Raw genomic sequence first — 21,450 nt, 5'->3', positions numbered from 1 at the left:
CTCAGGGGACGGGGTCGTACCCCCCCGGGTGAAAAGGATGACAGCGAGCGATACGTTTGACACCCATCCAGGCACCGCGCAGGACACCATAGCGTTCAATAGCCTCACAGGTGTAATGCGAGCAGGTTGGATGGTAGCGGCAATTCTGCCCGAGAAAGGGGCTCAGGACGAGCTGGTAGGTATGGATCAGGGCGATAGCGCCGCGACGTAGCATGGTCATCAGCGCAGCACGCTGTCGAGGCGGCCACGCAGCACGGAATAGGCCGCATCGCGTGCGGCCGGACGCGCTACGACCATGAGATCGTACGGCAGGTAGCGGCCAGCACTCAGACGAAAGGCCTCGCGCAGCCGGCGCTTCAGTCGGTTGCGGTACACCGCCTTACCGACCTTCCGGCTGACGGCAAAGCCAATGCGCGCATGCCCCAGGTCATTGTCCAGGCGATAGAATACCAGCTCAGGGAAACTGCGCTTCTTCCCCTCGCGCAAGGCAAGGCGGATTTCGGCTTGATTGCGCAGGCGGTCGTTACGCGTGAACGACTGTTGGCTCATCCCTCAGGGACAGAGCTTGTATCGACCCTTGGCGCGCCGCCGCTTGAGGACCAGGCGCCCAGACTTGGTCGCCATGCGGGCGCGGAAACCGTGAGTGCGCTTGCGATGCACGACGCTAGGCTGAAAAGTGCGCTTCATGATGATCTACCCCAAAATTTCGTAAGGGCACAGAAGATAAGGAGAAGAGAGGTCAAAGTCAAGGTGGGGAGGAGGATCGCGCTGGGTCCTCAGCCTGTGCCGTGCCAGCGCTCGATGGCCTGCAGTACCTCTTCATCGAAACGCTCGGGAGGCGCGTGGCGCACCCATTCCTTGGCCTGCTGAATGCGCTGGGCCCGGGTGAAGGTGTAATACAATTGCTGAAACAGAGGATCTTCACCCACATAACAGTGGATGTGCTCGGCCTGACGCCGCAGTTTCCAGGGTTTGCGTTGCCCCTGCACCCGACAGTGCAGGGTTTTGTCGTCGACGCTCAGGACCTCCGCCGCTTCGATTGCTGCCACCACGTCACTGTAGGGTTGATGGCGAAGGTGAAAGAAGTGATCCCCTGGCTCGGCTTCGCGCATATCCAGATACCGGTAGTGCGCATCTCCGCAAGTTTTCAGCATTGCTTCATCCATGGCCTCCGGCAGCATACAGCCACCAGAGTACGACAATAACCGCCGCACTCGCCAGGGTGATGGCACCGCTGATCAGGAGCAGTTTGAGCAGGGCTCGCGCCTCGGCATACGCGGGATCTTTTGGCATGATCTCTATGGAGTATCATTTCCTGCCAGAGTTCACCGACCTTTCCCAACCTTTTTCGGAGGGACTTTGGCAGCTTGCTGGCTGCGCAGATAGTCTTCGTAGCTGCCCTTGAAATCCTCGATGCCGTGGGCGGTAAATTCGATGATGCGGGTGGCCAGCGACGAGACGAATTCCCGGTCATGACTGACAAAAATCAGGGTACCGTCAAATTTTTCCAGGGCCGTGTTCAGCGATTCGATGGACTCCATGTCCAGATGATTGGTCGGTTCATCGAGAATCAAGACGTTGGGTCTTTGCAGGGTCAGTTTGCCAAAGAGCATGCGCCCCTTTTCGCCGCCGGAAAGTACCTGTACCGGTCGGTCCACCTGATCCTGACCAAAGAGGAGGCGGCCCAATATGCCACGGATGATCTGATCATCGTCCTTTTCGCTGCGCCATTGGCTCATCCATGCAAAAAGACTCCGCTCCTCGGCAAACTCCGCGGCATAATCCTGGGGAAAATAACCGATCCTGGCGTTCTCGGCCCATTTGACCGTCCCGGTATCCAGCTCGATTTCGCCCAGCAGGCAGCGCAGCAGAGTGGTTTTGCCCAGACCATTGGCGCCAATGATCGCCACCCGTTCCCCCGCCTCTATCTGCAGGCGCAACTTGTGGAACAGGCGCAATTCGCCAAAACTCTTGCCCAAATCCTTGCTGTCTACGGCGTGGCGATACAACTTGCGCTCTTGTTGAAACACGAGATAAGGATTCTGCCGGCTAGAGGGCTTCACCTCCTCCAGCTGGATTTTTTCGAGCTGGCGCGCCCGCGAGGTCGCCTGTTTAGCTTTTGAGGCATTGGCCGAAAAACGGCTGACGAAGGTCTGTAACTCCGCCATTTTTTCCCGCTTTTTATCATTTTCGGCCAGTAATTGTTCCCGTACCAGCGTTGAGGCACGCATGTACTCGTCGTAATTTCCCGGATAGATGCGCAGCTCACCGTAGTCCAGATCCGCCATGTGGGTGCAGACGCTGTTCAGAAAATGGCGGTCATGAGAAATGATGATGATGGTGCTGTTGATGGTGCTCAGCAGCTCTTCCAGCCACTGAATCGTATGAATATCCAGATTGTTGGTAGGCTCGTCGAGCAGCAGGATGTCCGGGTCGGCAAAGAGTGCCTGAGCGAGGAGTACCCGCAGTTTCCAGCCGGGGGCCACGGCCGACATCAATCCTGTATGTTGTTCCAGGGGAATGCCCACCCCAATCAGTAGTTCCCCCGCCCGTGCCTCGGCAGAATAGCCGTCGAGTTCCGCATACTCTCCCTCGATCTGGGCAATCGCCATGCCCTCTTCTTCCGTCAGCTCCGCCAGGGCGTAGAGACGATCGCGTTCCTGTTTGACCCGCCAGAACTCCGCATGACCCATCATCACCGTATCCAGAACCGTGTACTCTTCAAACGCAAACTGGTCCTGACGCAGTTTACCGAGGCGCTCGCCACTACTGAGGCTGACGTTGCCGGAGCTGGGTTCTAGATCGCCGCCGAGGATTTTCATCAGGGTTGTCTTGCCGCTGCCGTTGGCGCCAATCAGGCCGTAGCGGTTGCCATCGCCAAACTCGACGCTGACATTCTCAAAGAGCGGTTTGGAAGCAAATTGCATGGTCAATTGATGGGTGCTGAGCAAGGCAGACTCCAAGGGGTTAAGGAGAGCGAAAGCCGGGATGATAGCATCGAAAGGGCGAGAACCTGGACCTCCGACATGCCCGAAGGCAGACGAGGCCCGGTTGGACTAAACTTACAAAGGAGGTGTACTTATGAACGCATTGTATACACGTAAAATAGCTGTGGCGACGGTCGTCGTCTGCGTGCTGGCGCTGGGTGGTTGTGCCAACATGAGTCCGACGGGACAACGAGCCTTGAGTGGTGGCGCGATTGGTGCTGCGGGTGGCGCGGTGGTTGGCGCTGCGGTAGCCGGCAGTCCCGCTGCCGGAGCAGCGGTCGGTGGTGCTGCGGGCGCCGGTGTCGGCGCGGCGCTACCGCAAATTGAGCACAGTCTTAACGGGAACTAGTCGCATAGATACCGTGCGCTAGTCGACGCGAGAAAACGAGCTGCTGCGCTCGGTAATCGCGGGGAGTTTTGCAGTTGCTGATCGCACCCGTAAGTTGGAGAGATTGACGCATTTTTTCTGGTGATTCGGGTGAGTGCTCATGCTAGGATTTTCCCAGTACCGACTCTCCAGATCAGAGCCCATGAGCACCCTCTCCAGTAAAGAACTCCGCACTTTGGCAGCAGTGGCCAAAGAAAAGGGCGATGGACGCCTGGCACAATTCACTGTGGCTTTTCCCAAAGGACAGCCAGTACAGATCGAGGCCACGGTGGTCACCCAGGATCCGCAGTCCAACCTGCAAGCGACGGCAGAGGAGCAGCTGCAGCGTCAGCTGCACCATCCCGTGGCTCTGCAACTGACGCAACTCCCCTCCTGGCATGCACCGCTCCCGGCAAGTTCCGTGCTGGCTGCTCCGGTGGCGCCGAACACGGATTTAGTCGCCCAGAGCCAGCAACGCAGTCAGATGACCGAGCAGCTGCGGCGGGATTTTCCGCTTCCCCTGCAAGTACTGGATGTGGATCCGGAGCAAAAACGGATCACCATACTGCCCTCCCCTGCTGTTCCCGCCAATGTGCTCACCTTGCACGCCATGGATCTGCAGTTGCAGGCCAATCACCCGGGCTGGCAGATCCATCTAATTCCCCCGCCCCAAAGCCTGCCACTGATCCTTTTTCCCATTGGGCTGAGTACTATTGCTCCGGCACAACAGGAACGGCTGTCAGCATCGATCTGGGCGCTACAAAGCTGGGGAAGCAAGGAGGTGGTAGTCATCGGTCGGGCGAGTACCGTGGGTAATCGCGCCTTTAATCTTGCGCTGGCCAAGGCGCGCGCCGAAGCGGTGGCGCAAGAATTGCGGCAGCACGGTATCGAGGCGAAGACGCTCGCAGAATTTACCGCTCCAGAGCAGATGCGGCGGGAGATGGAACTCGGATTGATGAGCTTTCAAAGTGCCGAAATTGTCCTTCCTGCCACGACCTCGGTTCGTTCGGAGATGGAGCAGATCGTTTCACGTGCACAATCGTAGTATTGCTGGCCATTCAGCGTCACAGGCGGAATCCAGATAGAAAAAGGGGGCGAAGATGTCAGATGAGATACTCGTCGGCGGTGCCAATGGCAAACCCGTGCTGCAGCTTGCGCGCATGGGAAACCGACATGGGCTGATTGCTGGAGCGACGGGTACCGGCAAGACCGTCAGCCTGCAGATTCTGGCGGAGGCCTTTTCTCGCCTTGGAGTACCGGTCTTCGCGGCGGACATCAAGGGGGACCTGTCCGGGTTGGCCGCGGCCGCGCAGCCCAACCCCAAGATTCAGGAGCGCGTCGAGAAAATCCCGGTACCCGATTACCGTCCGGAGGCGTCGCCAGTATTGCTCTGGGACCTGTTTGGGAAGAGCGGTCATCCGATCCGCACGACCGTCTCGGAAATGGGGCCACTCTTGTTAGCCAGCCTGTTGGAATTGAACGATACCCAGGAAGGTGCTCTGTATGCCGCGTTTCGCATTGCGGATGAACAGGGATTGCTCTTGCTGGATCTCAAGGACCTGCGTGCGCTGCTTAACTGGATAAGCGAAAACCGCGCTGAGTTGTCGCAGGCGTATGGCAACTTTGCCCCCGCCAGTATCGCAGCGATCCAGCGTCGTTTGTTGGTGCTGGAAGAGCAGGGCGGTGACGGATTTTTCGGTGAGCCGGCGCTGGAGCTGAGCGATCTGCTGCGGCGCGATTTTTCCGGGCGTGGCGTGATCAGTCTGCTCGATGCGACGCGGCTGTATAGTCAGGCGCCGCGGCTTTACAGTGCCTTCCTGCTCTGGTTGTTGGCTGAACTGTTTGAACAATTGCCGGAGGCTGGTGATAGCGACCGGCCAAAGCTGGTGTTTTTCTTCGATGAGGCACACCTGCTCTTCGACAATGCACCGCGTGCGTTGCTGGACAAGATCAAGCAGGTGGTACGTCTCATCCGTTCCAAGGGCGTTGGCGTGTTCTTCGTTACCCAGAGCCCCACGGATGTGCCCGACGATGTCCTCGGGCAACTGGGTCTCAAGTTGCAACATGCCCTGCGCGCCTTCACCCCCAAGGATCGCAAGGCCATTCTCACCGCTGCGGAAAACTTCCCCAGTAATCCGCAAATCGATGTTGCGGTGACCCTGAAGGATCTCGGTATTGGCGAGGCGCTGGTTTCTGCTCTGGATCATAAAGGACGGCCGTTGCCGGTGGAGCGTACCCTGATCGTTCCGCCACGCTCGCGGATCGGGCCCTTGACCGAGGAGGAGCGGCGCGACCTGTTGGCGCGTTCCCCCCTGGCCGGGCGCTACGATCAGGCGCAGGATCGTCATTCTGCCTACGAAGAACTGGCCCGGCGCGCCGAGCGGAGCCTCGCGGAACGGGTCCCCACAGCGGCGGAACATGATCGATCATCCAGGAGCGAGCGGAGTAGCGGACGCCAATCCATTGGCGAGGCATTTTTCAAAAGTGCGGCACGGAGTATCGGCAGCCAGTTGGGCCAGCAGATCATCCGTGGCGTACTGGGGGCGCTGCTCAAGCGCTGAGCAAAGCGTTGTGCGGTGTCGCTTTATGGCAGGAGCTTGAGATAGGCTTTCTGCAGGCTTCCTTCCTGTACCAATGTGGAGATACCCGCCTTTTGCAGGATCTGATACATGGTCAGCTGGGAGGTCGCCTTGGCCAGGTTGGCGTCCTCGACCACGGACCTCGCGGACTCGAGGTTGGCATTTTCTGTTTGTGCATTCAAAGAGCTTTTCTGTATGCGAGTCTGAACCGCGCCCAGGGTACCGGATTGCTCGGTAAGGTACTGGATGGCTTGATCGATGGTCAGGATGCTGCGTTGCGCATTCTCCGCCGTCCCTACGTCGATGGTAGACAGGGCACCTTGTTCTACCCCGGTTGCCTGACTGGAATAGCCAAGGATGTGGGCATTGGTGATCGTATAGGATTGCGGCGAGGCGAACTGCACTACGCCCTGAATGAGTGCGGCTCCCGAGTTGCTGTTGATCGGGTTCCCCACGGGATAGCCGCTGACATTGAGTGCCTGCAATGAACCCGTACTGCCGGCTGTCAGACCAGCTTGGGCAGTAGTTGCTCCCCCGGCTATCACGATATTCTCCCCCTGCGATTGCGTCAGCACCAAACGCGCTACGCCATCGCGCATCACCGTCGACGCAGCGATGCCGGTCACTGCTGTCTTTTGGTTGATGGCGCCTACCAACTGACTGAAGTCGAGAGGATTGCCTCCCCCACCGCTGACCGTTGCCTGAATATTGACCTGATGAACAGGATTACTTTTGCTGCCATTACTCAATACAAAGCTGTAGGACCCAGAACTTACGGAAAACATCACGCTGGTATTGGCCTGGGCCTTGACTCCAGTTTGCCCCGCGACGGCATTGATCGATTGGGCAATGGATGCGGCAGATTCCGACGGGGAAGTAATGTTCACCTTCGCTGCCCCGATCCCACTGCGGATCTCGATGCTGGAAGGAGCGGGCACGAAATTTCCGTCTCCCTCACCGGCGCTGGAGTTGAGGAGGATGCCACCGGACGTGGCATAAGCACCACCGCGTCCCGACACGATCCCACCTGAAGCGGTCATCACCGCATTGGCAGTTGAGGCGTAAGCTTCTATGTATCCGGGCGCACCGGAGACGATTTGTACCGTCGCTCCGGATGCCGGGTATGGAACCACACTGACCACTTCGCCCGGTTGGTATAACGTCGGCGGAGCTACGAGCACTTGCCCACTCGTTATATATGTCCCACTGGTCGTCTCGCTAATCCCGGGATTGCTGCTGCCGTGGGGATAAATAACAGTACCGCTGACATAGTGGATAGTCGCACCGCTGGAAACCACATATTTGGTATTGTTATCGATGGGGTAAGTCTGATTGAGAAGGGTGGTAGCGCTGAGGAGAGCGCCGCTACCCTCATTCAGGCCCACGACTGTCTCTGGAGAAACTGTCGTGAGCGTACCTCCCGAGGCGATCAGGATCCCACCAGACAGCGTGGCGTAGCTTTTGTGTGCCCCGACACTGATGGTGAAGGCCTGGCCGACGGCAAAGCCCTGCTTGGCAATGGCACCGCTCAAGGTATAGGTCCCCGCACCGGAAGAGGGTTGCGCCGGATAATTCCCCATGGCCGCACTTCGGGTGTCGGCGATACTCACAGGAATGATCTGGTGGGCGTTAGGACCGACCTGGAAACTTTTCCCGGCAAAGGCTCCGGTCAAGAGGTCTTGTCCGTTGAACTGGGTTTGCCCGGCGATGGTGTTCAGTTGGGATAGCAATTGGCTGACGCTAGCTTGCAAGGCCTCTCGATCACTGGTGGTGTTACTGGCATTGGCGGCCTGGACAGCGATGCTACGGATCTGCTGTAGCATAGCGATCTGATTCGTCATGGCCCCCATGGCCGTTTGTGTGACCGAGCTGGCCTGATTGGCATTTTCGATGTTCTGCTGCAGGGCATCGATCTGCGTCGTCATTCGCTGAGAAATACTGTAACCCGCTGGGTTATCCTGCGGCCCATTGATCTGCTTGCCGGTGGATAATTGCGCAAGAGAAGTGTTGGTTCCTGAACGTAGCTTGCCCAGGCTGTCTATTGTCCGTAGAGCAGAAACGTCAGTGTTCACAATTCCAGCGATTGTCACCTCAATACCCCCCAAGTTCGTCAATTTTTCGGCAGCTACGGTGAGGTCTTGCCAGCGCGTGGCAAGAAAGTGCCGATTTCAGCGCCGGCAAGTCGTCTTCTGCTTGACAAAAGCAGGTTCCATGCCAGAGAAGATGGCTGCCGGTCGGCGGGGGAGGCTTTTCGGGGTGCGGGGATATTGTAGGTTACAGAGAGGTGGTGCCCAGGGGCGGAATCGAACCACCGACACGAGGATTTTCAGTGCGATTTAGACGGCGCAAATTCAAAGCCACAATCGCAAAATCAACCCATTAAGCGCCAATCTGCCACCGCTTTAACCCATTCATCCGTGCCATTTGGCACAATTCTGTGCCCTCGGGCACCCACCAATCCCTGTGTCAATCGAAATGCATTGTGCCATAAAACCAACGTCACGCCGGGTCGGTCCCGGGGTACTCCAATAGCAATTCCAGGGCAGCGAGAACATCTTCCTCAACAGGATCCGTGCCGCCCATGCCCGCCCGTTCAAACAGCCGCTCCACCAGGAGCAGCGGAATGGACACCCGGACCGTGTTGCGAACCGCAGGGGCCTGCCGTTCCGGTGTGCCATCAGCATCTACCCGGCCGTCGTGAGAGTCCTCGCTTTGCGGATCTCCCGCATCATCGCCTTCGGCGGCGGAACTGCCATACCGGGAAGCTGCCACCATCGCGGTATGCTCCGTGCTGTCACCGTCTTTATCCCAGATCTTTTCTTCGCCGTTTCCCGGTGCGGTATGGCTCTGCGAATCCGCCATTGGTGGAACGTCTGCCATGCCCGGCGGCGGAACCGCTGTATCGCCTGCAGGTAGAGGAACCGCGACGGCCGTATTGCCGGTGAGGGTGGCAGGGTTGGGCCCCGGGCGCTGTTCCCTTTGCTCTATCGCATTCAGAAGCGCACGGCTGAAGGGCGCACCCTCCTGGATGGCTTCGGCCACGGCATCGATCCAATGGCTTTTTTCCGGGTCCCCCTGCCAGGACAGCAGGCGTTGCAATTCCAGTATTCCCAGGTCCTCCAGGGATACCCCTACCTGGATTGCCAGTTCGGACGCGGCGGGATCGGCCTTGGCGAGTATCCGGGACACCCAGGATCTGTCGCGTCCGATACGCCGCGCCAATTCCGCCTTACTGATCTGCAAGGTACCCAGGAGGGATTGCAGAGCGACGGCTATGTCCGTATCCCGCATATCGGCACGGGCCAGATTCTCCACCAGCTGCATCTCCAGGCGATCCGCCGGATTCTCCGAGTGGGTGATGACGGCGGGGATGCGCTGGAGATCGTAATCCTTTCGGGCGCAGGGCTCCCCCCGGTCCCGGGCGATCATCGCGGCACGCCAGCGCCGCTCTCCGGCCACGATCCGATACTTTCCCTGCCCATTGGCCTCCACCGTAATGGGCTGGAGCACCCCGTGTTGCAGGATGCTGTCCGCCAGTTCCTCCAGACTCTGGCCGCCCTCTCCGGCCTCCAGACCACGGCGGGGCTGGTTGGGGTCGGGCTCGATGTTGTCCAGGGACAGATACAGAGCCACCAGATTGGTGTTACTCCCGTCCGGAGCGGCTTGCAGAGCCGCACGGGCGGCATCCAGATTGATACCTTTCAATAACGATTCTTTCACGACATCACCTCGCCACGGCGGGCTTCCTGTTGCGCCAGTATTTCATCCGCGTTGTCCGGGGCATCGACTTCTACCCCTTGGGTTTGCGCCTCGTCTCCTTCGACGCCCTCCAACAAACCGTCGAAGGTCTGGTACCAAGCGTCCTGCTGCCCGGCATCGCGGCACACTTCCCAATAGGGCTTCCCGAGCCGAAGGCCAGTGCGCACATCTTCGCGTTCGTACAGATCGTCCGGCAGGACAAACTCCGGGAGCTGATCGTGCAGGTTTTGCGCGATAGCCCGGTTCTTGGGGGAGTTGGCCTTGAGCCGGTTGATCAGCACCCGGAGTTCCAGCTTCGGGTTGACCGGGCGCACCTGCGTCAGGCCAAGCTGGATCATGGACGCCAGACCTTGCGTGCCCAGGGCATCCGGAGTGACCGGCACGACCAACCGGTCTGCCACCATCAACGGCGCCATCTGCCGTACCCCGGGTGCGGGGGGACAATCGACGACGACCACGTGATACGGGCCCTGACCGCTGTCCACGACGAGCAGCCGGCGCAAGGCCCGTATGGCGGGATCCAGATCATCGTCCACGGCATCCAGAGCCGCCGACGCCTGGAGGAAGTCGAACCCGAAGATGGGGGACACCTGTACGGGCACCTTACGATTCGGATACCAGAGATCTAACGCGGTCCCCGCTTCGGTCTGGTGGCGATCCGCGTCTCCGGTCAACAAGAAGGTGCTGCTGCCCTGCTGGTCCAGATCGACCAGCAAGGTCCGAAAGCCCATGTTGTGGGCATGGATGGCCATATGTACGGCAAGCGTGGTCTTGCCCACGCCGCCCTTCTGGTTCGCAAAGACAACGCACTTCGGTTCCATGACAATCTCCTGTAGTGATCCAGACCGGTATAGCCAGCACCCGTTGCGCCCTGTATCGCTAGCGCAGATGGTCTCGTTACCGCCGCAGAATCTCCTGCACGATGGCCGAGACGCTCACGCTGTCCGGCAGCTGCGCGACCTTGGCCGAAGCCTCCGGGGTGAGCGCGATGGCGAAGGGTTCGTAAGGCGGTTCCGGCACGGGGCGACTGGCCCGGCGCAGACCCATGCTGCGCAACTCCACCACCGAAAGCCGCACCAGTTCCTGGCTCACCCGCACCGCCCGGGCGTTGGCATCGTCTTGGTATTGCGGGGCGATGAGATCTCGCCGCAACCGGGGGATGATCCGGGACTTCACCCGCCACCTCCTTGCGTATAAGGATTGGCTTCGGAAGGTTGGTCAGGAGCCTGGGGCGTCATCGCCACCGACCTGGTCCCCACCAGATTCACTCCGTGCCGATACGGTCCCGGGAACACCAGATCCTTCGTCACCACCACGTTGAAAGCGTATCCCGGCTGGATGGTGAGGGTCGGCGCGATATTGATGTATTTCTGGAACAACTGGGTCTCCGCCTGGCCGAAGGTCTGGGCAAGGGCCTGCTCCCCATTCTGCAAGGCTTCGTTCGCCGTAACGCCCGTCGTATTGGTGGAGGTGCTGGTCGGGCTCGCCTCGGCCATACCCACGTCGATCAGGGACAGAAGCAGGGCGTTCTTGAAGATCTCCCAGGTGTGGTTGTTCACCAGGTCCTTGAAGCCCGCATAGCCGCGCGGCGACGTGCCCGGCATGTTGGATAGCCGAATGTAGGTGCCGTTGGGGAACTCGATACGAGTCCACTCCACGCCTACGCGGGTCTGGCCCATGACCGCCCCGGACCGGTAATAGCCGATCAGGCGACTGCCCGCGGGGATCAGCACGTAGGCCGCGTTCAGACTGTTGTAGACGGGATGGGCCACGACCGCCGTGACCTCGCCGGCAAGATCGGACTTGATGCCCGTCTCCAGGATGGCGGGTATCACGGCGCCCTGGAGCAGCTCCCAGGGGCTGACCTCACGCCGGTCCAGGTGGGAGCTGTACACCCCGCCCTGCGCCTGGTTCTTGCCCGTCATGAGCGCAATGGACTTTGCCAGGGTCAGTGCACCTTCCGGGTTCGCATCCGGCAAGGGCGAGGCGGCTGCCGACGCGGCGGCCGCAGCCACCATGCCGGTGGGGTTCCCTCCCCAGGACGTTCCGGATCCCCCCGGCCCTCCCTGCCCACTCAGGGCCTCCATAAAGGCAGTCTCCTGCGGACTGGGTTGGCTGTTTCCGGGAGCCGTCGCCGGGGACGCCACGTACGCCGGAGCCTGCGACCGGGCGCTCGCCGTCGCGGCGGTCGCTGTACTGTTTACCGGAGCAGTCACGTCAGGCTTCGATTTGGGTAGCGCCCGCATATCCGGGGCCTTGTGTGGCTTCTCCTGCGCCGCGGAAGGCCCGGCTCCAAAACCATGGAGCTTGTCTATGGCAAGCAATCCTCCTCCACCTGCGGCCACCAGTGCCAGCACGGTTGCGGCCACGATCTTTTTGGATCTCAGGTGAGCGCCCAGGCTCCGTTTGTCCGGGATCAGGGATCCCTTGACCTTTCCCGGGCCTTCGCCCAGGGGTATCCGATGGTCTGCCACGGGTCCCCTCCTTAGTTGCGCTCGTGGGTGAGCCGGACCACCTTGCCGCTGCTGCCCTTGCCAGCCAGAAGCAGGATTTTGTGCGGCACTCCGTCCACGATGTAGTAACCGTCCCGGAACGTGGTGTTGACGATGGCGTTCTGTCCAGCCGCGTTTTCCGCCAGCACGGATGGTATGCCGCCGTGGCTGCCCTGATCCGGCCGGAACTGGATGAAGGTCTGCTTGCCGTCGTCGAAGACCCGCAAGGGCTCGATGGACCGGCAATCGCTATCGGAGAACCAGCCACCACCAGCGCAATGGATTTTCCAGTGGAAGTCCAGGTTGGCGGCATCGATGGTTGGCAGGACCGCCACGGTCTGACGCGAGACCTTCTGCGCGAAGGCCGCCTTGGCTGCGGCATCCTGCTTCCAGGTACGGACTATGGCGTCCGGGTAGTAGAAGCCGATCATGGGTGTGTAGCGCGTCTTGTCGCTGGTCACCTCGATGACGTAGTTCATGGCCTTGCCGGAGGGCGACGTACCCGTCACCACCAGATTGGCGTGCAGGCCCGCAAACCGGGGCGTGACCGCTAGTTCCGGTTGCTGGCCAGCCATGAGGGCCTCCACCTGCCAGTAGGCCGGCGACAATCCGACCGCCTTGGGACCCGTCATACCGGAGCGAAAGACGATGACCGACGTATGCAGGGGTGCGGTCACCAGGGTCGGCAAGGACTGCCCGTAGGCGTACAGAACCTCGCCGTTGGTCCCGGCAATGGGCGGAAGGTTCTGCGTCTTGCCCGCCTCGTAGGCGGCGACCAAAGCCTTTTCCGCGGCTTTCCTGGACCGCTCCGAGATGCGGCCCTGCGGCGGCGTGGCGATGGCTTTTTCCCAGATTTCCGTGGAGGTCTCCTGGGTCGGCATGGCGGATCCATCCGTCCCCGTGGCCTGGGCGTTGGGTTGCCGCACGGCGGGTACCGTATAGGAAGCCATGGGCGGCACCTTGCCCGGAATCCCGCCTGGATCCGGAGAGGCCGGACCGCCGGTGACGACACCGGCAATCGCTACCCCGCCAATTCCAAAAGTGGCCGCGGCCACCGCCGCACGAAGCATGTATGAACGCATGACGATCTCCTTTCAGGGAACCAGATTCCAGGTGAAGGACGTGAGATAGATGCCGAAGGGATCCACTTTGAGGACAGCGGGATTGTCAGAGGGCGGCTGGATGCGGTAGGTGACGGTCCCCTCGTAGTCCTTTTGCCACGTGATGGACCCGCCGGCTCCGTACTGCGTCTCGATCCACTGCACTTGCATCGTTCCGCCCTTGGCCTTGGGCGTGCCTACGGGCAGGACCGACGTGATCTCCACGGTCCGTCCGCCCTCGTTGTTGGTGAAGTTGGAGTACGGGTTGTGCCGCTGGAAATACGCGGTGAGCTGCTGGCTCTCCTTATTTCCCACGATGTGGTAAGTGGACTGGTAAATCTGCTTCTCGGCGGCCACCACGGGTAGCCGTTCCCGCACGTCCCGCACCCAATGGGCGATGACGTGGCGCACGACGGGCAGATCGTAGGTGCCTGCCTGCACTTCCTGGGCGAGATGCACGGCCTGTCCCAGATGGTTGACTTCGACGACGTAGGGCACGACATGCACCCGGCTGGCCTCGTACACCATGCCCGCCCCGAACAGAGCGGCAATACCGATAGATCCGAGTGCAGCCATTCGCCAGTTCTTCGCCTGGGCGATGTAGTCGCCGTACCGTTCCAGCCACTCCCGCCGCGCCACCAGGTAGTGTTCGGCGACTTCTCTCTGCTCTGCCATAAAGGGCTCCCTTTTCCAAAAGCCAAAACCCGCTTCCTGCTCTGGTATAGCCAGCCAAAAAGGGGATAGGCAGGGGATTGCGCCTGGCAGGGGCTACAGCCGGCATGGGTTCTGGGGACCGACCTGCTTGGTTCTGTACCGGCGTGCGCCTCAAAGGGGCGTCCATCAACGCATCACGCTCAGCAATGGGAACACGCAGTTCACCCAGGTGGAGCAATTCTCTGGCGTTCTCGTCGGCCTGTTCCTGTCCCGTACGGAAGCCGTGACAAAAGCGGGGGTTGATGCGATGGACCGGGCGTTGACAAATCGCGCAGAGGCAAAGAGGCTATCGATCAGGACAAGCCTGACCTCTCGGAGGGCCCACGCTGATATGACTACCAGGAAATTTCTCCTGACTGCGCAGGACATTGAGCAAATGCCGGGCGAGCGGAAGGTTCATTTCCTCAACCCGGGCGCCGCCCGTATCAACAAGTCGCTCGGCGACGCCGTCGGCCTGCAAAACCTGGGCATACATCGCATCGAGGTGGAACCGGGCCGGGAGAGCACCGAGCACCATCTTCACCACTACGAAGAAGAGGCCGTCTATGTCCTCTCTGGTACCGGCACCCTTTTCCTCGGGGAGGATAGCTATCCTATCGGTCCCAGCGATTTCTTCGGCTTTCCATGTCGCACGGCGGCCCACAGTATTCGTAACGATGGAGCTGAAGCGCTTGTGTGCCTGGTGATCGGTCAGCGACTAGATCAGGATGTTTGTGATTATCCACGACTACAGAAACGGCTCTATCGGAATTCAGGGGAATGGAATCTGGTCGATAGGGCAGAAATTCAGGTATTGCGCAAGCCAACACGGTAATGGTGAGGGATCAATGGGGTCATCGAAGTGGGATAGCCGGCCGACAGCAGACTTCCTGGGGGAGAGTCGGGTCGTAGATTATTCGAATGCCGACATCCGCGGCTTGGCGTTAGCGCTATCTTCTGACGATGCAACGACTACTGCGAAACGCTGCTTCGACTGGGTACGTGATCATATCGAGCACAGTATCGATTTTCATCGAGAGGAGGTGACCTGTGTGGCGTCGGAAGTGCTGCATAGTGGCACCGGTCTGTGTTTTGCGAAAAGCCACTTGCTGGTGGCCTTGTGGCGCGCCAACCAAATCCATGCGGGATTCTGCTATCAACGACTGACGCTGGATGGCCCCAATCCGCCCTATTGCACACACGGCTTTACTGCGGTCTGGCTGGATGATCACGGCTGGTATCGCTGTGATGCCCGCGGCAACAGCAGACCCGAGATCCACTGTGAATTCATGCCCAGACAAGAAAACCTGGCCTATCCGACTATTTATAACGGCGAGCAAACCTACCCGGATGTTTGGGCCGAACCCTGGCCGGATTTGATCGCCGCCATGGAGAAGCTGCAAAGCATATCGCAGTATCGGAGCCATCCCATTGACGCCTGCCCACCCGCCACGGATTCGTGCGTAAGCGAGGCTACGGCGCCGAACATTGAATAGCGCGGAGACCGACCATGTACTGCCCTGAGCCGTTTGCGGAAACCCGCCCCGAGATCCTGCGGGCATTGATTCAGCGTTATCCCCTCGCAACACTGGTCAGTATGGGCGCTAATGGTCTGGAGGCGAATCATATTCCCTTGTACCTTGCACCCGGCGAAGGACCGCAACCGGTGCTGCAGGGACATGTGGCGCGCGCTAACCCACTGTGGCACGAGGCGCTCCCGGACGGCGAGGTGCTGGTTATTTTTCAGGGGCCGCAACACTACATCAGCCCCTCTTGGTATGCCACCAAGGCGGAAACCGGCAAGGTGGTGCCTACCTGGAACTATGCCGTCGTCCATGCCCACGGTTCGCTGCGGGTCAGAGACGATCCCGATTGGGTAAGGCAGCAGATGGCTGCCCTGACCACACAGCAGGAGAAGGACTTTTCCCGGCCCTGGGAAGTTGAAGATGCGCCCCGGGATTTCACGGAGCGGCTCATCCAACAGGTAGTGGGAATAGAAATAACCATCTCCCGCTGGATGGGCAAGTGGAAAGTCAGCCAGAACCAGCCACTTTGCAACCGTGACAGTGTCGTCGCGCACCTGGAGCAACAAAAACGGCCTGATTCTGAGGCCATGGCGGATTACGTACTGACTAGCCGCAAAAATGGCAAAAAGGACCATTCCGGATGACGATTACGGTGGATTTCCTGGTGTTCCCAGGCATTCAACTGCTGGATCTGGCGGGACCGTATGAGGTCTTTGCCTCCTTGCCCAACTGTGAGGTTCGACTATGCTGGAAGAATCGAGAACCGGTTGTGTGCTCAACTGGCATGACGCTCCACCCCAACGCGAATCTAGGGGATGTGCGACCAGTGGATGTGCTCTGTATTCCAGGTGGTGCCGGTATCAACGCACTACTTTTGGACGACGAGATCGTGAATTGGGTACGGCAGCAGGCGTCAGCGGCGCGATGGATCACCTCGGTTTGTACCGGAGCACTGCTGCTAGGTACTGCAGGGCTACTGGCGGGGCGTCGGGCCACCACGCACTGGCGCTACCACGACCTGCTACCCAGCTTCGACGCTATCGCGGTGCGTGAGCGCGTGGTACAGGACGAGAATCTCATCACCGGTGGCGGGGTAACGGCGGGCATCGACTTTGCGTTGACCACGGTGGCCGCCTTACGCGGCCAACCAGCCGCAGAAGCCATACAACTCGCCTTGGAGTACGCACCTAGTCCCCCATTCCAGGCGGGTCAGCCAGAACAAGCGCCTGAATCAGTTCTGCACGTTGTGGAGAGTCGCACCCATGCGCTATACGAGGATCGAGCGCAAATTCTGCGGCGCTGGCGGCATGGCCAGGACAATCTGTGGAGAAGCCGACGAGAAAAGGGCGTCAAAGGATAACGAACACCCCACCCAATTTGCTTCTACACGGTATTATCGCCCGCGATCAAGACCTCAGCCGGAATACCAAGGACGCGGTGCAGCCTACGGATCATGGGCAGGGTTAATGGGCGCTTGCGATTCAGGATCTCGTAAATCCGGTTACGCTTGCCGATGATTGGCTCCAGATCCTTGACAGACAGGCCGCTTTGCTCCATCCGAAACTTGATGGCCTCGATCGGATCCGGCATTCCCACGGGAAAATGCCTAGCTTCATAGGCGACCACGAGCGTGGACAGGATATCCAGGCGATCCCCTTCCGGAGTACCCGCCTCCGGGTCGGAGTCCATCAAAGCCGATATCTCCTTGAGGGTCGCCCGGTAATCTGCCTCGGTGTGAATAGGGTGAATGTCCATTCTGTCCTCCTGACCTCAAGCCAACTCAATGCGTTCCGCGTCGATTTTGTCGTATTCCTGATGCGTGCCCACAAACTTCACGTAGACGATCTGCAGCCGGTAGGCAATCGAAACAACCAGCCGGTAGTCATTGCCTTTGATATTAAAGACGACGCGGCGATTCTTCAGAATGCTGGCACTCCTGTACTGCGCCTTGATGTCAGACGGCTGCGTCCAAGTGGCGTTCCTGGCCTCGTCGTACCATGCTTTCAAGGGCTGCTCGGCATCGGGGCAGCTCTCCCAAAAAGCTCGCAGCGTGGAGACAGCTATCACTCGCATGTTGTTCATGATAGTCCCATTATGGGACCATCGCAACCTGGGCCATTCTTCGGTGATGGCTGGTGTTTCCGCCGGGGGTCCGGCTCCATGTTATGGGATACCCGGAAAGAACAAGCCCCGCGCGTTGGCGGGGCCTTCTAAACTGCAGAGATCGCTTCAGCGGTCAGAGGTTACTGTTACGGCCCTGATGGTAGCCCTCGCTGCGTGCGCGGGCCATGTCGCTAGCACTGTATCCTTTGAATGCAAGACCACTAAAATCTGCCTTGTGGGGCACGAGCATGAAGTACAGAGCGCCCATCACAACCGGGCCGATCACGGTAAGGTACACCAAATCCGTCCCGATAAAGGGAATTGCCAGCGTGATTGGCGAAAACGCCATCGCCAGTATCCAGAAAATGAATATCTTGAGCTTCACGGCCCCACCTCCATTCATCAGACTCAACCCCACCGCTTCTTGCCTATAGCGCGGATTGTCTCGTCGCCGCTACTCGCTGTGCTTCAAGCCGAACCCATTCGCTTGTACACCCACTTTGCTCTCCTCTCCGGGCGACAGGATTTTTTCTGCAACACCATGTATGGCGGTAAGGTTTTTATGCTGTTTCATCATTCTCTCCGCCAGCGACATAGGCTTGTCCTGCCCTTCGCCAGTGGCACCGCTCCGCTCCGCAGCGGGTGCCGCTCGCCTGGTCTCCGCCACACCGGAAGGTCCCGCGTTCTGCAGGGAATCCAGCTTAGGCGGCAGCACCGTGTTTTCGGGAAGCCCAGACGGTTCCGGTGGTGGTGGCGGGGCCTGTACGGCGTTCGCCATACCGGCATCCGCCGCGCCGGATAGCGAGCCCGCCTCACCGGCGCCCAAGGCCGTTCCACCAGCCCCCGCAGCACCACCGGCTGCACCGGACAGCGCACCCGCTTCGCCAATCCCAGCGGCTGCGGCTTCCGCGCCCGTCAAAACCCCAGTGCCCGCGCCCGCTCCGGCGGCGCCCAAAGCGGCACCGCCCGTAGCCAGGGCCGCGGCTCCGAGCGCGGCGGCCGCCACACCACTGGAGATCAACTCACCACCGGACATTGTGGACCCGCCCGTCAGGACGCTGGCCGCGATGCCGGGCAGCTTCTTCGCCATCCAGGCAATCAGCAACACAAAAATGAGCACATTGGCATAAGCCGAAAGCGTGGTCCCGATATTGGTCCCGCCAGATTGTTTCACGCCGTTCAGCAGATTGGTAATGATGGACGAAGAATGGTTCTCGATGAAGGCAATCCAAATCACGAGGACCATGAACCGGATGCCTACGGACAGCGCGTACTTGAGGTACCCTTCCGTGTGCTGCACGGTCCAGCGGCTACCCGCAAAGCCCATCATGATGATGCCCACGGACGCCACCAGGGCGGCCTCCAACTGGATGGCCAGATACTCCAGCGCCAGATAGATCAGGGCCAGAATAGCGATGATCCCGACGACCATCCCGACAAACGCACCCAGGATGGTGGAGATCAGGGTTTTCCCGCCGGAAGAGACCAGATCCCAGACATACTTGATGGCTCCGCCCGTACCGCTCTGCACCGGCCCCTGGACACAAGCCGTGAAAATCTTGCCGCCGGTTCCGAGTATCCAGTCGAGGCTCGTATGCGGCTGCCCGGCGGCGGCGACACCGGATGCCTTGAACCCATCGATGACCCAGCCAATCAGCTCATGCCCGTTGAGCAGGATGGTAAAAAACACCCCAATGGTGATGAGCTTCTTGATGAAGGACGTGAACACTTCGTGTACGTCCTTTCCGCCGATGAGCCATTGGGCCACCAAGTAGACGAAGTCCACGCCGAATAGCGTGTAGAAAATTCCTTCGGCAACGCTTTTCAGGGAACCGTACCAACCCGTTGTGGCGCTGATAAACGTATTGGTAATGCTGCTGGCCCCAGACGTGCCCGCGAAGGCGTCCGGCGCGGCAATGAGGAGCAGCGCCAGTAATACCCAGGGTGCGAGGGCTTTGCGCCCTGCCAGGGGCCAAGGTCGTCTGTGCATTTCAATCCCCTCCCAGAGTCTGGGTCAGGGTGTTCAGTGTGCCGCCCGAAGCGCTCACCGCGGGCTGCGGGTTGGTGCCATTGCCATACAAGGCCTGAGTGGCCTCCTGGTTCGCGGCAACCTGGCTGGTCTGGTAGGCCAGCTGGTTTTTCCGCCATTCCATTTCGGCCGATGCTTCCGTATTGGCGGTCTGCTGCATCTGGGTCAGTGCCGATACTGTGGCCTGCCCGGCTTCCACGGCCCCCTGCAGCAGGGCATTGCGGCTTTGCGGGTTCTGCAAGGCCTGACTGATGGCCTGCTCCGCCTGCGCCTGGGTAGCGAAGGCGTCCGGGTTCAGGTTCGCGGCCTGGATCGCCGTATTCAGCGCGTTGTTGAGCCCGGTCGTGATGCTCTCGTATTTTTGGGTATATTCGTCCGTGAGCTGCGGGTTGAAGCTCGCATTGATGTTCTGGAACTGGTTGGCGATGTTCATGGCGTTGGTGCCCAGCTGCTGGGCCTGCGCGGCCATGCCGTAGATCTGATCGATGGGCTGCAGAATCCGGTTCACCAGGCTCTGCGGGAGGGTGACCATGTTCTGGACCATGTTTTCGTACTGCTGGATCTGCTCTACCAGCCGCTCCGCACCGGAAATTTTTGACTGGATGAGTGTGGCTTCCTGCACGATCTGTTCGGGCAGGGTGGCTCCCCCGGTGACCGCGCCGCCTGCCAGAGCCGGGACCGGCGGCAATGCCATCAGGATTGCGAGGAAGACACGGCGAATGCTCTGCTTTTTCATGATGGACCTCCTTAGTTTTCCGTTCCGCCAGATCGGATGATCTGCATGATCTGCTGGACCTCCTGGTCATACTGTTCCAGGGGCGCGGTGATCGGGGCCATGTAGCCGGCGATACCGGTCTCGTCCGTCGCCAGGGCGGCCACGAGATCTTCCCGGACCGGGTTGGCGGTCCCGCCGCCGAAACCATACGGGCTGGGGGCAGACCACGTGCTTCCGTTTTCCATGGGTTGCGCCACCTGGGCCAGGGACGGCTCGTCGCTTATGGCTTGTTGCACCGCCTGCATGATTGGCGCTTTCAGCGGCAGGGTCGGCAAACTGCCCGTGCCCGTAGGGCAGATATCCACCAGGCGGGTGATCTGGGAATCCGGGGCTATGCCATCAAACCAGCCGATGGGCGCTCCATCGTTTGGCCCGGCCACATACTGCGCCCGGGCCAGATTCGGGGCGTCTCCAATCCCAGCCTCCCACTGCGTAATGGGCAAAGGCTGCAAACTGCTGTTGGGTCCGATGGCGTTGCTCAGTTGCGTTGCCGTGGTATTCAACAGCGTGGACAGATCGTTCAGAGACGCCAACAGAGGCCCTTTCTGGGCCATGATCTGGTTCGCCAGAGCCTCTTCCCGGGGGTTGCCGGACTGCACCAGCTGCACTAGGTAATCCGACAACTGTTCCGGGAAATCAGCGGCGACGGCCTGTATGGCGTAGGCTTCCGCCTCACCGTCACCGCCGATATTGAGCGCGCCGGTCACCAGATATTGGGTGACCTGATCCCATCGGGTGTTGTGGCATTGCTCACGAAAGCCCATGGGATTGGTGACCACCGGGCCGAGACCGGCCCAGGTGGCGGCGGCGTAGGGCGCGAGTTGCCCATACGACTGCGCGGCGGACTGTACCTGCGCCCAGATCTGCGCCATGGCACCGAGCGCCCTGCTGTCTGCCTGCATGGCGGACAACGGATCGGCCAAGGCGGACGCCGGCATGGATACCACGGCCAGAGCGGCCAGGAGAGCGGTTGTAAAACGGGTTTTTCGCATGAGTAACCCCCAGAGAGAAGACGATTCCCTCCGGGTATAGCGGGGCAA

26 protein-coding genes are annotated in these 21,450 nt (G+C 60.1%); 7 read left to right on the top strand and 19 right to left on the bottom strand.

The features are described from left to right. Window position 1 precedes the first annotated feature (1 nt). The 6 genes from yidD to MQE22_RS13520 all read right to left on the bottom strand — a co-directional run bounded on the left by yidD (window position 2) and on the right by MQE22_RS13520 (window position 2,951). Window positions 2-220: a membrane protein insertion efficiency factor YidD gene (gene yidD / locus MQE22_RS13545; RefSeq protein WP_215872185.1), complete on the bottom strand. Its 219-nt coding sequence runs from the start codon at window positions 218-220 to the stop codon at window positions 2-4. Then, on the bottom strand, window positions 220-549 hold the full coding sequence (gene rnpA, locus MQE22_RS13540; protein WP_215872186.1) for a ribonuclease P protein component: 330 nt from the start codon (window positions 547-549) through the stop codon (window positions 220-222). Before rnpA ends, yidD begins: the two co-directional genes overlap by 1 nt. Window positions 550-552: 3 nt before the next feature. Then, window positions 553-687 carry a 50S ribosomal protein L34 gene (rpmH, locus tag MQE22_RS13535; protein WP_215872187.1) on the bottom strand — a complete coding sequence of 45 codons (135 nt, stop codon included), beginning with the start codon at window positions 685-687 and terminating at the stop codon, window positions 553-555. An 89-nt stretch (window positions 688-776) separates the two neighbouring features. Further along, window positions 777-1,166, bottom strand: a complete 390-nt coding sequence (locus tag MQE22_RS13530) for a hypothetical protein (protein ID WP_215872188.1) — start codon at window positions 1,164-1,166, stop codon at window positions 777-779. Then, window positions 1,159-1,293, bottom strand: a complete 135-nt coding sequence (locus tag MQE22_RS13525) for a hypothetical protein (protein WP_255789860.1) — start codon at window positions 1,291-1,293, stop codon at window positions 1,159-1,161. The genes MQE22_RS13530 and MQE22_RS13525 overlap by 8 nt, the downstream gene beginning before the upstream one ends. Window positions 1,294-1,325: 32 nt before the next feature. Then, window positions 1,326-2,951, bottom strand: coding sequence for an ABC-F family ATPase (locus MQE22_RS13520; protein WP_215872189.1), 1,626 nt, complete (start codon window positions 2,949-2,951; stop codon window positions 1,326-1,328). A gap of 130 nt (window positions 2,952-3,081) precedes the next feature. Between MQE22_RS13520 and MQE22_RS13515 the strand changes: the two genes are divergently transcribed. From MQE22_RS13515 to MQE22_RS13505, 3 genes are all read left to right on the top strand, one after another. Beyond that, window positions 3,082-3,336 carry a hypothetical protein gene (locus MQE22_RS13515; protein ID WP_215872190.1) on the top strand — a complete coding sequence of 85 codons (255 nt, stop codon included), beginning with the start codon at window positions 3,082-3,084 and terminating at the stop codon, window positions 3,334-3,336. A gap of 181 nt (window positions 3,337-3,517) precedes the next feature. After that, window positions 3,518-4,399, top strand: coding sequence for an OmpA family protein (locus MQE22_RS13510; protein ID WP_215872191.1), 882 nt, complete (start codon window positions 3,518-3,520; stop codon window positions 4,397-4,399). A 55-nt stretch (window positions 4,400-4,454) separates the two neighbouring features. Continuing rightward, window positions 4,455-5,915 (top strand): helicase HerA-like domain-containing protein, encoded by a 1,461-nt coding sequence (locus MQE22_RS13505; RefSeq protein ID WP_215872192.1) that lies wholly within the window; start codon window positions 4,455-4,457, stop codon window positions 5,913-5,915. 23 nt (window positions 5,916-5,938) lie between these two features. Here MQE22_RS13505 and MQE22_RS13500 read toward each other — a convergent pair whose 3' ends face one another. The 7 genes from MQE22_RS13500 to MQE22_RS13470 all read right to left on the bottom strand — a co-directional run bounded on the left by MQE22_RS13500 (window position 5,939) and on the right by MQE22_RS13470 (window position 13,959). Further along, complete coding sequence (locus MQE22_RS13500) at window positions 5,939-8,023, bottom strand: flagellin N-terminal helical domain-containing protein (RefSeq protein ID WP_215873567.1); 2,085 nt, start codon at window positions 8,021-8,023, stop codon at window positions 5,939-5,941. A gap of 409 nt (window positions 8,024-8,432) precedes the next feature. Beyond that, window positions 8,433-9,653 carry a ParB/RepB/Spo0J family partition protein gene (locus tag MQE22_RS13495; protein ID WP_215874053.1) on the bottom strand — a complete coding sequence of 407 codons (1,221 nt, stop codon included), beginning with the start codon at window positions 9,651-9,653 and terminating at the stop codon, window positions 8,433-8,435. Next, window positions 9,650-10,513: a ParA family protein gene (locus MQE22_RS13490; protein WP_215850719.1), complete on the bottom strand. Its 864-nt coding sequence runs from the start codon at window positions 10,511-10,513 to the stop codon at window positions 9,650-9,652. Before MQE22_RS13490 ends, MQE22_RS13495 begins: the two co-directional genes overlap by 4 nt. A 76-nt stretch (window positions 10,514-10,589) precedes the next feature. Continuing rightward, on the bottom strand, window positions 10,590-10,868 hold the full coding sequence (locus tag MQE22_RS13485) for a hypothetical protein (RefSeq protein ID WP_215850718.1): 279 nt from the start codon (window positions 10,866-10,868) through the stop codon (window positions 10,590-10,592). Further along, window positions 10,865-12,166 carry a TraB/TrbI/VirB10 family type IV secretion system protein gene (locus tag MQE22_RS13480; RefSeq protein ID WP_215874052.1) on the bottom strand — a complete coding sequence of 434 codons (1,302 nt, stop codon included), beginning with the start codon at window positions 12,164-12,166 and terminating at the stop codon, window positions 10,865-10,867. The genes MQE22_RS13485 and MQE22_RS13480 overlap by 4 nt, the downstream gene beginning before the upstream one ends. Window positions 12,167-12,177: 11 nt before the next feature. Then, window positions 12,178-13,266 (bottom strand): TrbG/VirB9 family P-type conjugative transfer protein, encoded by a 1,089-nt coding sequence (locus MQE22_RS13475; RefSeq protein ID WP_255789850.1) that lies wholly within the window; start codon window positions 13,264-13,266, stop codon window positions 12,178-12,180. Between the two features lie 12 nt (window positions 13,267-13,278). Then, the gene (locus tag MQE22_RS13470) at window positions 13,279-13,959 is read right to left on the bottom strand and encodes a VirB8 family type IV secretion system protein (protein WP_215874220.1); all 681 of its coding nucleotides are present in this window, start codon (window positions 13,957-13,959) and stop codon (window positions 13,279-13,281) included. A gap of 370 nt (window positions 13,960-14,329) precedes the next feature. On the opposite strand from MQE22_RS13470, the gene MQE22_RS13460 reads away from it, so the two are divergent. From MQE22_RS13460 to MQE22_RS13445, 4 genes are read left to right on the top strand one after another with little or no spacing between them, the layout of a single operon-like run. Continuing rightward, entirely contained in the window at window positions 14,330-14,812 is a 483-nt protein-coding gene (locus MQE22_RS13460) for a cupin domain-containing protein (protein ID WP_215874227.1), read from the top strand. A gap of 13 nt (window positions 14,813-14,825) precedes the next feature. Next, window positions 14,826-15,473, top strand: a complete 648-nt coding sequence (locus MQE22_RS13455) for a transglutaminase-like domain-containing protein (RefSeq protein WP_215874221.1) — start codon at window positions 14,826-14,828, stop codon at window positions 15,471-15,473. A 14-nt stretch (window positions 15,474-15,487) separates the two neighbouring features. Beyond that, complete coding sequence (locus MQE22_RS13450; protein ID WP_215874222.1) at window positions 15,488-16,147, top strand: FMN-binding negative transcriptional regulator; 660 nt, start codon at window positions 15,488-15,490, stop codon at window positions 16,145-16,147. Then, complete coding sequence (locus tag MQE22_RS13445) at window positions 16,144-16,863, top strand: DJ-1/PfpI family protein (protein WP_215874223.1); 720 nt, start codon at window positions 16,144-16,146, stop codon at window positions 16,861-16,863. Before MQE22_RS13450 ends, MQE22_RS13445 begins: the two co-directional genes overlap by 4 nt. A gap of 23 nt (window positions 16,864-16,886) precedes the next feature. Here the strand turns inward: MQE22_RS13445 and MQE22_RS13440 are convergent, their stop codons facing one another. From MQE22_RS13440 to MQE22_RS13415, 6 genes are all read right to left on the bottom strand, one after another. Beyond that, on the bottom strand, window positions 16,887-17,258 hold the full coding sequence (locus tag MQE22_RS13440; protein WP_215874224.1) for a helix-turn-helix domain-containing protein: 372 nt from the start codon (window positions 17,256-17,258) through the stop codon (window positions 16,887-16,889). 15 nt (window positions 17,259-17,273) lie between these two features. Next, the gene (locus tag MQE22_RS13435; RefSeq protein WP_226838951.1) at window positions 17,274-17,585 is read right to left on the bottom strand and encodes a type II toxin-antitoxin system HigB family toxin; all 312 of its coding nucleotides are present in this window, start codon (window positions 17,583-17,585) and stop codon (window positions 17,274-17,276) included. Window positions 17,586-17,739: 154 nt separating this feature from the next. Further along, window positions 17,740-17,991: a hypothetical protein gene (locus tag MQE22_RS13430; protein ID WP_215874225.1), complete on the bottom strand. Its 252-nt coding sequence runs from the start codon at window positions 17,989-17,991 to the stop codon at window positions 17,740-17,742. A gap of 69 nt (window positions 17,992-18,060) precedes the next feature. Continuing rightward, window positions 18,061-19,596, bottom strand: coding sequence for a P-type conjugative transfer protein TrbL (trbL, locus tag MQE22_RS13425; protein ID WP_255789848.1), 1,536 nt, complete (start codon window positions 19,594-19,596; stop codon window positions 18,061-18,063). 1 nt (window position 19,597) lies between these two features. After that, a complete protein-coding gene (locus MQE22_RS13420; protein ID WP_226838867.1) occupies window positions 19,598-20,371 on the bottom strand; it encodes a TrbJ/VirB5 family protein in 774 nt (257 codons plus the stop codon). Window positions 20,372-20,382: 11 nt separating this feature from the next. Then, window positions 20,383-21,402: a hypothetical protein gene (locus tag MQE22_RS13415; protein ID WP_226838870.1), complete on the bottom strand. Its 1,020-nt coding sequence runs from the start codon at window positions 21,400-21,402 to the stop codon at window positions 20,383-20,385. Window positions 21,403-21,450 lie beyond the last annotated feature (48 nt).

Origin of the sequence: Acidithiobacillus sp. YTS05 (assembly GCF_024396695.1) — a bacterium.
In the GTDB taxonomy this organism is placed as follows: Bacteria; Pseudomonadota; Gammaproteobacteria; order Acidithiobacillales; family Acidithiobacillaceae; genus Igneacidithiobacillus; species Igneacidithiobacillus copahuensis.
Note: the sequence above shows the minus strand (reverse complement) of the source record. Positions and strands in the feature narration are given on the sequence as shown.

Bases quoted from the DNA above. Each gene is read 5' to 3' on its own strand.
- MQE22_RS13435 (WP_226838951.1), bottom strand. From the start codon at position 17,585: ATGAACAACATGCGAGTGATAGCTGTCTCCACGCTGCGAGCTTTTTGG.
- rnpA (WP_215872186.1), bottom strand. From the start codon at position 549: ATGAGCCAACAGTCGTTCACGCGTAACGACCGCCTGCGCAATCAAGCC.
- MQE22_RS13460 (WP_215874227.1), top strand. From the start codon at position 14,330: ATGACTACCAGGAAATTTCTCCTGACTGCGCAGGACATTGAGCAAATG.
- MQE22_RS13470 (WP_215874220.1), bottom strand. From the start codon at position 13,959: ATGGCAGAGCAGAGAGAAGTCGCCGAACACTACCTGGTGGCGCGGCGG.
- MQE22_RS13455 (WP_215874221.1), top strand. From the start codon at position 14,826: ATGGGGTCATCGAAGTGGGATAGCCGGCCGACAGCAGACTTCCTGGGG.
- MQE22_RS13415 (WP_226838870.1), bottom strand. From the start codon at position 21,402: ATGCGAAAAACCCGTTTTACAACCGCTCTCCTGGCCGCTCTGGCCGTG.
- MQE22_RS13525 (WP_255789860.1), bottom strand. From the start codon at position 1,293: ATGCCAAAAGATCCCGCGTATGCCGAGGCGCGAGCCCTGCTCAAACTG.
- trbL (WP_255789848.1), bottom strand. From the start codon at position 19,596: ATGCACAGACGACCTTGGCCCCTGGCAGGGCGCAAAGCCCTCGCACCC.
- rpmH (WP_215872187.1), bottom strand. From the start codon at position 687: ATGAAGCGCACTTTTCAGCCTAGCGTCGTGCATCGCAAGCGCACTCAC.
- MQE22_RS13440 (WP_215874224.1), bottom strand. From the start codon at position 17,258: ATGGACATTCACCCTATTCACACCGAGGCAGATTACCGGGCGACCCTC.
- MQE22_RS13530 (WP_215872188.1), bottom strand. From the start codon at position 1,166: ATGGATGAAGCAATGCTGAAAACTTGCGGAGATGCGCACTACCGGTAT.
- yidD (WP_215872185.1), bottom strand. From the start codon at position 220: ATGACCATGCTACGTCGCGGCGCTATCGCCCTGATCCATACCTACCAG.
- MQE22_RS13420 (WP_226838867.1), bottom strand. From the start codon at position 20,371: ATGAAAAAGCAGAGCATTCGCCGTGTCTTCCTCGCAATCCTGATGGCA.
- MQE22_RS13445 (WP_215874223.1), top strand. From the start codon at position 16,144: ATGACGATTACGGTGGATTTCCTGGTGTTCCCAGGCATTCAACTGCTG.
- MQE22_RS13505 (WP_215872192.1), top strand. From the start codon at position 4,455: ATGTCAGATGAGATACTCGTCGGCGGTGCCAATGGCAAACCCGTGCTG.
- MQE22_RS13475 (WP_255789850.1), bottom strand. From the start codon at position 13,266: ATGCGTTCATACATGCTTCGTGCGGCGGTGGCCGCGGCCACTTTTGGA.
- MQE22_RS13515 (WP_215872190.1), top strand. From the start codon at position 3,082: ATGAACGCATTGTATACACGTAAAATAGCTGTGGCGACGGTCGTCGTC.
- MQE22_RS13510 (WP_215872191.1), top strand. From the start codon at position 3,518: ATGAGCACCCTCTCCAGTAAAGAACTCCGCACTTTGGCAGCAGTGGCC.
- MQE22_RS13450 (WP_215874222.1), top strand. From the start codon at position 15,488: ATGTACTGCCCTGAGCCGTTTGCGGAAACCCGCCCCGAGATCCTGCGG.
- MQE22_RS13490 (WP_215850719.1), bottom strand. From the start codon at position 10,513: ATGGAACCGAAGTGCGTTGTCTTTGCGAACCAGAAGGGCGGCGTGGGC.